The 12,736-nt window shown below is 51.9% G+C and carries 11 protein-coding genes; 2 read left to right on the top strand and 9 right to left on the bottom strand.

What is annotated here, in order from left to right; translation table 11 throughout:
• Positions 1-7: 7 nt before the first annotated feature.
• The 6 genes from ACO2Q8_RS26740 to ACO2Q8_RS26715 form a co-directional block, all read right to left on the bottom strand.
• Positions 8-1,846, bottom strand: coding sequence for a PKD domain-containing protein (locus ACO2Q8_RS26740; RefSeq protein ID WP_423347961.1), 1,839 nt, complete (start codon positions 1,844-1,846; stop codon positions 8-10).
• Between the two features lie 510 nt (positions 1,847-2,356).
• Entirely contained in the window at positions 2,357-3,037 is a 681-nt protein-coding gene (locus ACO2Q8_RS26735; protein ID WP_423347960.1) for a hypothetical protein, read from the bottom strand.
• Between the two features lie 96 nt (positions 3,038-3,133).
• Positions 3,134-3,730, bottom strand: a complete 597-nt coding sequence (locus ACO2Q8_RS26730; protein ID WP_423347959.1) for a hypothetical protein — start codon at positions 3,728-3,730, stop codon at positions 3,134-3,136.
• 116 nt (positions 3,731-3,846) lie between these two features.
• Complete coding sequence (locus ACO2Q8_RS26725; protein WP_423347958.1) at positions 3,847-4,335, bottom strand: Uma2 family endonuclease; 489 nt, start codon at positions 4,333-4,335, stop codon at positions 3,847-3,849.
• A complete protein-coding gene (locus tag ACO2Q8_RS26720) occupies positions 4,332-4,538 on the bottom strand; it encodes a hypothetical protein (RefSeq protein ID WP_423347957.1) in 207 nt (68 codons plus the stop codon). The genes ACO2Q8_RS26725 and ACO2Q8_RS26720 overlap by 4 nt, the downstream gene beginning before the upstream one ends.
• Positions 4,539-4,599: 61 nt before the next feature.
• The gene (locus ACO2Q8_RS26715) at positions 4,600-6,138 is read right to left on the bottom strand and encodes an Ig-like domain-containing protein (RefSeq protein WP_423347956.1); all 1,539 of its coding nucleotides are present in this window, start codon (positions 6,136-6,138) and stop codon (positions 4,600-4,602) included.
• 383 nt (positions 6,139-6,521) lie between these two features.
• Between ACO2Q8_RS26715 and ACO2Q8_RS26710 the strand changes: the two genes are divergently transcribed.
• Positions 6,522-6,695: a hypothetical protein gene (locus tag ACO2Q8_RS26710; RefSeq protein WP_423347955.1), complete on the top strand. Its 174-nt coding sequence runs from the start codon at positions 6,522-6,524 to the stop codon at positions 6,693-6,695.
• Between the two features lie 323 nt (positions 6,696-7,018).
• Entirely contained in the window at positions 7,019-8,401 is a 1,383-nt protein-coding gene (locus ACO2Q8_RS26705) for a DUF4932 domain-containing protein (RefSeq protein WP_423347954.1), read from the top strand.
• Positions 8,402-8,419: 18 nt separating this feature from the next.
• On the opposite strand, the gene ACO2Q8_RS26700 is transcribed toward ACO2Q8_RS26705, so the two are convergent.
• From ACO2Q8_RS26700 to ACO2Q8_RS26690, 3 genes are all read right to left on the bottom strand, one after another.
• Positions 8,420-10,393 (bottom strand): tetratricopeptide repeat-containing sensor histidine kinase, encoded by a 1,974-nt coding sequence (locus ACO2Q8_RS26700; RefSeq protein WP_423347953.1) that lies wholly within the window; start codon positions 10,391-10,393, stop codon positions 8,420-8,422.
• Positions 10,394-10,704: 311 nt separating this feature from the next.
• Positions 10,705-11,175 (bottom strand): nitrate reductase associated protein, encoded by a 471-nt coding sequence (locus tag ACO2Q8_RS26695; protein ID WP_423347952.1) that lies wholly within the window; start codon positions 11,173-11,175, stop codon positions 10,705-10,707.
• 50 nt (positions 11,176-11,225) lie between these two features.
• Positions 11,226-12,704 (bottom strand): rubredoxin, encoded by a 1,479-nt coding sequence (locus ACO2Q8_RS26690; RefSeq protein WP_423347951.1) that lies wholly within the window; start codon positions 12,702-12,704, stop codon positions 11,226-11,228.
• Positions 12,705-12,736: the final 32 nt, after the last annotated feature.

The following is a 12,736-nucleotide window of genomic DNA, read 5'->3' as shown; positions in this document are numbered from 1 at the left end:
TCATTCCCTACTGCTGCACCGTCACCGGCACACTCACCGGACCACTGCTGCACCCGTTGACGTCCGTGGCCGTGAACGTGTACACGTAATTGGCGGCTGGCAATGGCTCATCGATCAAGACCGTGCCCACGTTATTCCCACTGGCAGTGCCTGGCGTAGTCGGTGTCCGGGTCCAATTGATCATGGCCGTTGCGGGCGATGCCGTCACCGTAATTTTCACCTGCTCGATGTCGCAATAAATGGCTGCACTGGGCACCACCTGCACCATGGGTTCAGGATTGATCGTCAGAATAATAACCTCCCGATCCGTACAAGAACCGGCTGTCGCTTCCACGACAAAAGTCACCGACTGGGGCTGGCTGCTCAGGTTTCTGAGACCCGCAAAGTTGATGGCGTTGCCACTACCACTTAGACCCAAACTGCTGCTCCAGGTCACCGGCGATCCATTATTTCCGCTCACGGTCAAGGTTGTACTGGCACCCGAGCAGATCGTCAGGCTCGGAGCCGCCGTCACCGTCAGGCTCGGCTGATCCGCAATCGTCGCACTCGTGACAAAACTGGCCGTACACCCCAGCGCATCGACCACCACCAGGGTGTAGCTGCCCGTGGCTGCGGTGGTCGCGTTCGGAATCGCCGGATTCGGGCTGCTGTTGTTGAACCCGTTCGGCCCGGTCCAGGCGTAGCTCGTCATGCCGCCGGTGGCCGAAAACGACAGCGTGTTGCCCGCGCACTGCGGACTGTTGCTGGTGACGATGACATTCGGAATCTGCACGTTTACCGAAACCGTTTGTGTTTCAGTACAGCCATTGGCGTCGGTCACGGTCACGGTAAACAAACCGCCCCCATCGCCGGGCTGGAGATTGGTGGCGGCTGGATTCGGCTGGTCGCTGGTGAAGCCATTCGGACCACTCCAGCTATAGGTGTATGACCCGGCGGGAGAAACCGTGGCCGAGAGGGTTACGGAACCACCCACGCAAACCGCCGTCTGGCTGGCCGACGCAGTGACGGTGAGGCTACAGGGTGTTTGAATTTCCAGACCCGCGAGCGTATATACTGTAAACGAACCCGGCACCACATCGGCATTCGTCGTAATCGAACCGGCTGACACGGTTCCCGCCGGACCCGTAAACGCACTGGCACTGGTGTTCAGAACGAGCGAACCGGCATCGACCGTCGAGGGAATGACCACCCATTGGTTACCATCCCAGCCGACAATCGTCAGTTTGTTCAGATCGCCCCCGGTCATAGCGCTGATGGGTGTGCTGGCATCCCAGGTCAGGGTGATGCGAGCCGGGGTGGTGCCATCGATGTCCCAGTATTCGATGTTGTCTACGGTTCCGACGTTGACGTCTTTGGAGGTCGTTGGAAAAGCTGGACCGCCACCGGGCAAGATGCCATAGGTACCGCCTTTCAGGTCGCTGGTCGTGGCCGTACCCGGATCGACACCGTAATAAGCGGCTGTTGTCGGAGCCGCACTGGCGGATGCCGAAACCGCGGCCGGACGGTATTTGTCGTTATCGCCGATTGGGAAGGTGAAAGGGCCCGAATTATAGGTCCGCACGTAACCATCGACAAAGGCCTGGTCACTGGCTCCTACCCAACTCCCGTTGGGATTGACGAAGCTGTAAACGCCGATGGCGGGTTGGCGTTCGGAGCCGATAATGCCGGCGCTGATGGTACCGGTTCCGTTCTGGAAGTTGTGCAATCCGAAAATCCCCTTCTCCCCACCCGAGTGAACAAACGCACTGCCGGTACTCCCCGACTGGGCGTAGACGAGTTGGGTCAGGACGGTCAACACCAACGCCACGAAGACTCCCCATTTGTGCTTGCTGGTAAAATTTCCCATCACCTTATCTGCGAGTTAAATACTATCTTTTCTACTGACTGAAATCTTTCGTTAGCTGGAAATCAAAAAGAACGATTTGCCCTTTCACCAGTCTGAGGGCGGAAGATTACCGGGTACACCAGACGTTCGGCATACCCAATAAGCCAGTAATTTGTTTGCACAAAATATTATTACACATTTCATATCAGCAACCAGAGTCCTTTCCCAATCCGGTTGTTCCAGTAACTCGTTCTGTTTTTAGGCTGTTTTGATCCTTCCGTTGAAGTACAACTTCCAGATCAGTGGTGCTTGATGACAACTCCGCATCAGCAAAAACTACCCTTTCGATTCACTGCGGTTATTGTCCTGTCTCAACCAGCCGACTTTCCAGGTACAGCTTTATTTAAGTGCACAAATTCACTAAGAACCTCCGTTTTTGTTCATCCGCTCCCGCTGTCAGCCCATCCATCATTACATATTCCAGATCATTGCTGCTTGGCTGGCAAATCTGGACGAGCAAGAGCAAGGAATCTACATTTTTACGGCAATGATTGGCCCAACATTCTCCACTCTACCAGCTCTTGGTAATGCCCAATATTTGGCTTTAAAAACAGTGTTATCGGCAGTAACCACCACCAGTTGAACGATCTTGGCGGCTACTTGATAGTCACTTACGACAGGTATGACAAATGGTCCATCATTTTGACCAGTAGCTGCCCAGCGATAGGAAGGTAAAGAAGCTGTTCCAGCCGTCACAACAAAGTCGAAATATATATATTTGGGGAATATACCCGAGCTCATGCCTTGCAAGTAATCATACTGAACATAATAGTATAATTGATAAGTCCCTTTATTCAACGTTATTGGATTATCAGTTATAACCTCACCATTAATTGTGCTATTCGAAATAGAAATTGGCGAATTATTGTCACCAACAATCACAGTCGATCCGGCTGCTGGTTGCCAGCTAGCTCCCCCAACGGCATCCGAAGTCAATATTTTCCCTTCCCCTTCCGTCCCATCCTGAACGGTCAACTGCCCGGACGTTTTGTCTACTTTCACCTTGCGGTTGGGCGTGGATGCTTCTACTTCCAGGTTGGATTGGGCTTCGATCACCGTCGGGTTGGAGCCGATTTTGACCTGGGCCTGGGCCGTAAATGCGCCAGCAAAAAGTGCGACCACTGTCAATGTGTGTTTAATCAATGTTTTCATCGTGTTGCGATTGTTAATCCATTTTAGCCTGTTTTGGGGATTGGTAGTTCCAGTCGATGGCCCCGGAAGGCATCCGGCTCAACTGGGAACGGGTGGTTAGGCCCACCAGGGTGGCGTGACGATGGCCTGTAGCGCAGGTGCTTGATACGATCCGTGAGCAGGCAACGACCGGAGTGCGTGCGACTTAAAATCAAAGCCAGCGTCCGCCGGTATCTTTGTCAGTAATAAGGCATCGCTCCCGCCCATGTGCGGTTTCGTCGGTGGGGCCTCATCAGTCCCCCGTTGCCATACATTTCCGGCCTGAATCAGCTTACAACCAGCCGCTATGGCTACCGTAGCCGTTTGCTCTATGAGCAGTTTGGCCAGGGGCAACACATCCAGCGTACCTTGCTCGACAGCCAGCGATTTCCGGATGATCAGTTTCCCTTTCACCCTGACCACCGTGGGATTCTGAATAACCAGGCGGCTGATCGTTTTGTCGTGGGCAGCAATGGTTTGGATGTCTTTTCCCGCCATAACCAGGCTCCCTTCGCCCCCAACATCGCCCCGCAGCGTCAATTCACTACCGAAGAAACCGATGGAAGCCGTTTCTGACACGTAACAATCCCCAAATACCGTCATGCCCGTCTGGGCAAAACCGGTACCTCCGAAGAGTGGGAGCAGGAAGGTTAATATGATAGAAAATAACTTCATTTCAGTTTACACCGCGTAGTTAGCTAACCAGTCCTTTTTAAATAGAGCATTCAATCTTTATAATTGCATTTACAAGCAAATAAAATCAGTTTTTAACGTTTTACTTGAGAGCGATTTTACACGAGACCGAGATGTTTTTCTCGCCTGGTGCCACAACCGCGCGGGCGGCCCTGCCAGTATTCTTTTACCCCGTTTTCCTCGTACAAATCGAACTTCTCCTTCGTATCGCGAGCCAGCGAGCCCGGCGACAGAATTTCGATGATCCAATCGGGAGCACCCATACAGCCTTGATCATCCAGCTTGGCTGGATCACAAATGACGCTGAGGTCGGGTTGAACGACGGTTTCGATCGATTCATTGGTTACCACATCAAGGGTTGCCAGACGGACATCGAATGGTGCTGCATAAGCCCTACAGGATTTACCTTTTAATTGCTGCCCCAAAATTCTGGATAGATTAAAAGAAATAGCCTGATGAATCCGTTTCGGAGCCGGGCTCATGCGGGCTACTTTTCCTTTTATCAATTCGACCGATACGTCGGACCGCCCTTCAACCAATTGCCAGGTCAGGTAATCGGCATAGGTATATTTTTTAGAACGTATCATTCCGCTTGTTGAATTTCCTGCTCTTCATCCGGTGGCCTTCGTTTCGTTCGTTTTTGCCGTTTGGCCGATTGGGATTGGGCCCCCTCCTCAAATACGGTGTGAATGAGTTTTGCAACCAGTTCATCCCGCTGACGACCGGTGGCATGGTGTAGTTGAATGACATCGATAGCAAATTTCCGGTTTAGCGATGATTTGGCTTTCATTGCTGAGCAGATTAGGTATAGCACAAGTACCTACCAGGGCTAATTCTGCCCTGGTATCGATTTACAAGCGTCCCTTTTTCGTCTGCGTGATGGTTATGGGAATACAAACGGTCGGTTTGCAGCAGTCTCCGTTGACGAAGATGGCCGGGCAACATCCCTGAATCGGACACTGCGCGTTGGTGGCTGTAAAGGAATAGCTTCCGGCTGTCGTTACCTGAAGGGTTGAACCCGTAGCGCCCTGAATCGCCTGCCCATCTTTATACCATTGGATGCCGGAGTAACCGCTGGGCAAACCGATCTGGTACACATCACCATCGCAGATGTTGACCGGGATGGCAATGCAGGCTACGCTGATGTCGTCTTCCGACAAATTGTCATTGTTCGGCGTCGAATCGATATCAGGCAAGTCGGCTTTGCTCACCTCTGCCTTGTTGAACCAGGTTCCGGCAGCCGTCACCTGCGCTGTGATCACCAGTTGCACCGTAGCGCCAACGTTGACGGTTCCCACGGTCCAGATGCCGGTATTGGCGTTGTAGTTGCCGTTGCTGCTCTGGAAGGTCAGCCCGGCCGGGAGCAAGTCTTTCACTTCCACACCGGTGGCGTTGGCGGTGCCGTTGTTCGTTAGCGCCAGCGTATAGGAAATAACTTCCTGAAGGGCGGGTTGCGCTTTGCTGACGGTTTTGACCAGCGACAGATCGATGAGTTGGATCGGAGGTTGAACGTCAAGCCGCAACCAGGCTACATCGCAGACGGTTGGGTTGTTTTGCAGACAGACCTGGTATTGCACGCTATCCTTTCCCGAATAACCATTCGAGGGCGTATAGAGATAAGAACCGTCGGGATTCAGGGTGATCGAGCCGTGTTTGGGTTGGACGACAGGCGTGGTCGTCACGACCAGTGCTGAGGGAGTGTTCAAATCGTTGCTGCGTACATTGCCATTCACGGGCGTATTGACGGGGGTTGTCGCAACGTCGTCAACAGCATTGATCGAGCAATACTCCGGAATACATACCTGCAAATTACCAAAAACGCCCCCGGCGGTTACATTCTTAAGTTCGTACCCGTTGTTGGCCTGTGGATTGGCAATGTATTCATTCATTCCGGTGATTGGGAAATCAGTATTGGTATGCCAAACAAGCGAAAAACAATTATTTTGAATCAACTGGGTGTTTACGATATCGAACTGAAGGCAAGACACCGTCGTCCAGTTGGTCGTGACCAGAGCAGCCCCCGTACCGGAGCTTCCGTACGTTGTATTGAGCGACACGGTGCCCTTCGTGGGACCAAAGGTGCTACCGTTCAGGTTCTGGACGCCATAGCGAACGTCGTTGGCGGGAGCCTGGCTCGAATAGTTTTCCTGACTGACGATGGTGGGGTTATTGATAATCCGGGGATCATAATCGAAGCGGTAATTTGCATCCCCCATCAGAAAGGTACTGTCGGCCGTACTGGCTTTTACCTGTAGAGCAATAACCGCTATACCGGTGCTACAATCGATGGTTTTGACCGTAAAACGGACGTGGTACCTTCCTTTCTGAGCAAACGTATGGCTCACTATACCGAGGAAAAGAAGCACCAGAAGGTAGATTTTTTTTTTCATAGTACGAACGGCTTACGAAAACGATCGGGTCCATCAGAAACCCCACTTTCAACTTTGTCTTTTCCTTTATTTTCTTAAAAATGCTCTTAATCGACTCAAAAACAGCTTTCTAGCCCGTTTTAGCCTTCCTGCCGCTATCCATGCTTATATAGACTGCCCCTCGCTGAAAAAGTCACATTGATTTTTTCCCCACTGAAAATATTTAAAAAGAATACCGGATTCGGCTTCTCCGGGCGACACTCGCTCGGAGAAACAATACGAACAGTCCGGCACAGCACCTGCCTTCTTCCTCTGTAAAAGCTACTGAAAGTATTTTCGAAATGATGTTACTTTTTTAACCAATCTGCGTCTAATTAAAAAAAGATGCCATGAGAGCTGATCCAATGCACCCTCCACTGTCCCGGCTGGATGCTTACCAGGAAATCCCTCCCAAATCGTCGCCCTCAATCGATGCGCTGACGGTCGCCAAATGGGGTTTCATCGAACTGGTGATGGTTGTGTTACTCGTAGGCTTATTTCGTTCTCTAAATCGACAAAGGCAATCCCGAAATGCCTGATTAAAATAAACATCTCTGTTCCTACGAAGGCTGTGAGACAGGGAGCAAGCGTGCTTCGCTCCCTGTTCTCCTCTCATCACTCCCCGAATTGCTTCAAAGCTTATTAGCTCCCGAAGTACCACGTTGTTACATTAGCCAGCAACTCGCTTGCTTTCTGTATCAACGGCTGATGACTTCTATAAGCAAGACTGCTCCCACGGACTCACTTCCCGGTTTTGTTCAATCGTGCTTCACGTCGTTTGGCGTATCGTCCGCACAGATGAAACAAATCTGATTTTTTTGTAAACTTATGGGGACTATACGCTACCCCGATCCTTACCTGTATGAAGTTTCTTCTTTCCTGTCTGTGCTTTTTTACGTTTCTGAGCTTCACGTTTGCCCAAACCGGGGCCTTGCCGACAGTTCGTACCAAGCTGGGTCACCTGACGCTGTATGTCAACAACGAGCGCGGAAACTTCAATGGCATCAACGACCTTCCGGCTTCGTTTTCCCATAGCTTCGGCACGGATCAGGAGGCTACTCCCTTGTCCATCGTCTCGGAACAGGATTCCATCAGTGTGACGCTCAGACACGGCACACCGGCGGTTTTCAGGATCGTTCGGCAGGCGAAGGGCGATACCGTGCTGTGCCGCTTCAGTTCGCACAAGGAGGCAAAAGCTGCCCGCTTCCCGGATGCTTACAAAAAAGCGAACCAGGGTAAAACGCTTATTCTGATTCCGGAAGTTTACGAACTGATCAACGTGGTTTTTGCCCTGACCACCTACGGCAAAACCGACGCTATCTACAAAAATACGCCGTATTTCCAGGCGGTTATGGCGCACTTTTCGCCCTTCGCTGGCCACGCAGCCGTGCGGACCATCGACTCGCTCCTGACCCAATCGGAAGACCACTATGCGCCTTTGAAGATGGACAGCTACGCTTACCTTTTTACGGGCGATCGAATCACAAAAGAAGGTACCTACGACCGTACGAGTTGGGGCGAAGTCAACACACTGGAACCCTACATTCCGCTCCTGGAAGACTTTGCCAGAAAATCAAAATACCGGAATTTTTACCGGGATCACCAAAGTTACTACAACGGACTAATCCTTGATTTTCAGCAGAATATTGATGTTGCCACGATGAAACGCTGGCTGGAGCAGCAGTTTCCGCGTACCCGGTATTCCGCCGTCAAAGTGTTGTTCACCCCGCTGGTCGGCTGGAATCAATCCGCTAATCAATTTGAAGACAACGGTTTTAGCGAAGCTCATGCCCATGTCAATTTTCCGTTCGTTGGCAAAAATGCCGACCGTCAACCGGCCTCCCTGGTAAAAGGCCAGCGGATGATGATCATTTTTACGGAACTCAATCACAGTTACCTCAACCCGGAAGCCGATCGGTATGCGAAAGAAATAGCGGTTGCCTACCGCGATTTGTCAGGCTGGATCACAACCGGCAAACCGTCGGCAGGGTATAGCAACCCGCTCTCCTGTTTTGAAGAATACATGAACTATGGGCTGGTGACGCTGCTCTATTCCGACCTGTTCGACGCAGCTACTTTTGCGACCCTCAAAACCGGCCTGGAAAAGAGTATGGTGGAAAACCGGGGTTTTCAGCGCTTTCGGGAATTCGACGAAGAACTTTTGAAGCTGTATCAAAACCGTAAACCGGGGCAAACCGTCGCGGATTTGTACCCAGCCATCATTGCCTGGGCCGCCCGGCGCTAGCGTCATTTCCGGTTTGCCTTACAGCGGTAGTTCGATAAAAAACGTAGTTCCCTGATTTTCTTTACTTTCGAACCAGAGTTTTCCTTCATGCGCTTCTACGATCTGCCGGGAGATTGCCAGCCCCAGGCCAAACGTTTTCTCGCCGGAAGTGCCTTCCCGGCCCGCTTCCGTAAACAGATCGAACACTTTGTCTTTCAACTGTTTCGGAATGCCAATTCCGTGATCTTGAATGCTGATCCGAACGGTTTGATCCTGTTTTTGGGCCCTAACGAAAATAGTCGATCCGGCCGGACTGAACTTGATTGCATTCGTCAGCAGGTTACCGATAACCCGCCACATCTTCTGACGATCCATCCAAACCGGAATGGCGTTGGCTTTCAGGTCAATAGTTTGTTGCTTGGCAGATGCTTTTAGTCGAAGCATATCTACTCCCGATGTCAGAAACTCCTCCAGATTAACCTCTTCTTTTTGGTTTGGCACCGAGTTCGATTGAAGCAGATTATTGATCAAATTCAGGGAGTTATCGGCCGAGGTTTTAATCATTTCCAGGAAGAACTTGGGTTCCCGGGTCGTTGGCTGGCCGTCCAGCAACAAATCGACGGCCATCATAATCGAACTAACGGGCGTGCGAAGATCATGGGCAACCACCTTCAGAAGCCGGTTATTCTCCTGCCGACTTTGTTCCAGGGCCGTCATCGTATTTTGTAGCTGGGTGTTTCGGTCGGTCAGCCGCTGGTTGAGGGAAGCCAGTTCGGTCACATTTCGTTGGGCCCGTTTCCAGTTGTACCAGATAAGCCCGGCAATAATCATCACCATCAGCGAGATGGCAAGGGCCACCCATAAATACACCCGGTTTAGCTCCTCTTTCTTCTGCAAAATCTCGATCCGGTGTTCGCTGTCCAGTTGTTGGAGAGCCTGCTCCAAGCCGTCGAAACTGCGCTTTTTTCGCTCCAACGAGTCTTTCAGCGTCAGGTAGCCTTTGAGCATCTGCTGCGACTTTTCGAACTGGCCGACTTTTTCCCAGTATTGCCATTGGAGATTCTGCCAGCGCAGTTCGCCCGTATCGTGGGGTAAGGTATCCAGCGAGACGCGCAGCGCCTGAAGTCCCTGGTAGGCTTTGTCGTACTGGCGATCGTCCAGGTAAACCGCACACAGACCAGCCAGAGAAAGTTGGGCATCCTTGTTGTAGTAGCCTTTCTGGCTGTTGATGCGCACGCTTTCAATCAAGAGTGCGGTGGCTCGTTTAAAATCACCCTTTTTTTGGTAAGCTGCCGCCTGATTGCCGTAGATCACCCCCCGGGCCATGGCCGCAAAATCTTCTTTATCGGGGAATTTGTGTTTATTCTGCTCAATGAATTGTAGCGCCTGATCGTAACAATACACCGCACTGTCGAGCTTCCCCAAAGCCGTATAACACAACGCCAGGTTACTCAACGCCCCCTGTGGTTCCACAAATAAATTGTCAAAACCAGTTCCATCCTCACACTGCATCACTTCCCGGAAGCTTTGTTTGTAAAAAGTGGTGGCTCTGTCAAACTTCTTCAGTTGATAATGCATATTGGCCATCCGTCGGGTATATTGGCTGGTCAAACAGGGGTCACCGCTGGCTTCCATCAACAGTTTTCCGCGAAAAAAATACCCGTACGCTTCATCGTTTTGCTTTTGATGATGGAGAACGTCGCCCTTGTATAAATGAAGGAGCGCAAACTCTTTGGGGTACCGCTCCTTCACGGCATCGTGGTCGAAAAGCAGAAACAAGCTGTCGGTGTATATCTGGCTTTTGAGGTAATTGACTTTCACATCGTCGGATAAGTAGCTAGACCGCAGGAGGTCATATTTCCGGTACAGGTCCATAACGCCCGCGTTCGGAATCCGGGCGTAAGCCGAATCCAGAAACCGCCGGGCACGGTCCAGATTTTGGGTCCGAATCAATGAATCGGCCTGGATGACAAGACGATCCACCTGCTCCGGGTGATTGCCGTCCTGATCCATTCGGGAATCGCAGGCGAGAACCCAGCTACAACAGATTACCAGAATTCCCTTCGCATACCAACGCCAATCGCACCTTTTTTTTGCGAATCCTGAAATCGACGTAATTGCCATACTGTTTAACCCTCCAAAAAGGCTTTAGCCCGTTTCCTTCTTGAAAGATTCGACAATTTTGGCAGTATTCAAAATAATTATCTAACGGCTTCTCGCCCCCTGGGCATACGATGAGGCCTCAAAACCGCAGTCTTTATAAAGAGTTAGGACCCCAATACGGTTTTTGTATTCGGTTGAAGAAACCGGGAGGGGCAGGATTCTTATCGGATGCCAAATTCGATGAGCGCACGTGGGAAATTCCGCCCTTCGTGGCCCGAGCGGCTCAGTTTTACGAGGGCAAACCGTTGCAGCACCTCCAACTGAATCCACTGCCCAGGCGACAACGGCGCACAGTTCCATTCCTGCGCTTTTTGCTGCACTTCAGTGGGTACCGAACCGAGTTCGTCCCAGGCGGCATCGACCGGCGGCAGTTCACTGACGGTTTTCCCGCAACGTTCGGCCACCCGATCCAGCAAATACCGTCGGTATTCATCGATTTCCCCTTTCGTGTAACACGGTCGAACGGCCAGTTCGCGCTTTTCGGCTACGCTCAGTTTGACCCATTCGGGCAACTTCAGCTTCAGCCCGCAGGTATCGAGTTTGTACCGCACAATCATTGGAATACAGCGGAAGGTATCGACAAAATCGTTCTCGAACGCAAAAAAGACGGTTTCGACGGCGTGAAGTTTCATGTGTAAAGAGCGAAAGAAATAAAGAGTGAAAGAGCGAAAACGGAGGTGGATTAGTCGGTGGTGATCAGGGTTGTGGCAACCTCCAGCATCTCGCTTTTCGGAGCGTCGCAGGTTGGACAGGCGTAGTCGGGAGGGAGGGCCGCGAAGGCGACGCCCGGTACGATGCCCCGACGTTCGTCGCCGTAGGCCGGATCGTATACCGTAAAACAATGCGGACACTGGTGAACCCGGCCCAGCGCTTCAGCAACGGTTTCGGGTGGGTCGGTTTCTGCCCGCAAGGCTTTCCCGGTTTCGAGCCAGCGCCGGGCGCTGAATTTCCGGCACAACCGTTCGATTTGGTTCGGCAGAAAAGCTTTCAGCAGGCCCTTTTCAAACCGGAAATACGTCCGGCTATTCGGGTTGAAATTCTCGGTAAAATACAGGTCGTACACGCTAAACAAGGCTAGTTGCCCGATCCGAAGCAACGGCCGTTTCCGCACCAGGATCGAGCCAAATACTTCGGATTTGGGCCTGGTTTGCACCCCGAAACAAAGCCCAAACGTCCGCATGTCGTACTTCTCAAAATACCGGATCACGTAGTTTTTCAGCCGCAATCCCTCGTCGCTGTGGTCTTCGGTTTGCCAGGCCAGTTCGTTGGCCGCATGGCGTACGTTGATGTTGTGTTTGCCGAGTACGTACGACCATCCCGCCCGGTCTTTTTCTTCAATCCCTTTCACAATCAGCGATTTCCAGGGCGTCACGCAGATTTCGCCAATCCGGGTTTTGAGGCATAATGCACAGACATCCAGCAGAAAATCGACTGAGAACTGCTCATCGCGCCGGTACAATCCCAGCCACGACCGCTGGCCGTACCGATTGAAGCCTTCGTAATACGGCAGCGAAAATTCCGGCAGTTCCACCTCCTGCGTCGCGGCTTGGGTGATAAACCGGTGGCGGCTGGTCACGGCGGCATACAAAGCCGCTTCGTCGCACCCTTTCTCTCCCAAATCCCACTGCTGGAGCAAAACCGTCTCTACCGCTTTCGCCAGGCGGCCCAGGTCGTTGGTGTAAATCAGATCCGGCCAGCAAAAAACCGTGTTGCTCTGCTTGGGCCGCACATACAAATACCAGAAATGCGGCTCCGGCGACGCGATGAAATTGAGATTGCCCGTAAAAAACGGCGTAAAACTCTGGTTCGAATCCGATAGATTCACTTTCAGCCGGGGCGGTTCGTCAAACTGATCCAGCACCGTGTGGTATTCGCTTTCCCGCAGCCACGCGCCCGTCCGAAATACGTCTTCGCCACAGTACGAACTGATGATGTTTGGATGCAGATCGGTATTCACCTCATACTGAATCGGCTGCGTCCGGAGTTCCTTTTCCAGCGTCCGCAAGTCTTCGTAATGCACCGTCATCAGTAACTGCTGCCGACTGCCAAACCGCACCTGCCGCACGTTCGCACTTCGCGCCGACCGCAACACGGCCTGCAACGTCCCCGGCGACACAATCCCCGCCGGGAGGTTGATTTTCAAGGTGTAATAATCACGCATGGTCAGTATGAGTTAAGAGTTATGAGTTAAGA

It is taken from the genome of Larkinella sp. VNQ87, assembly GCF_049445795.1.
GTDB lineage: Bacteria > Bacteroidota > Bacteroidia > Cytophagales > Spirosomataceae > Larkinella.
The sequence above is the reverse complement of the archived record's forward strand: the minus strand, read 5'-3'. Positions and strand labels throughout refer to the sequence as shown.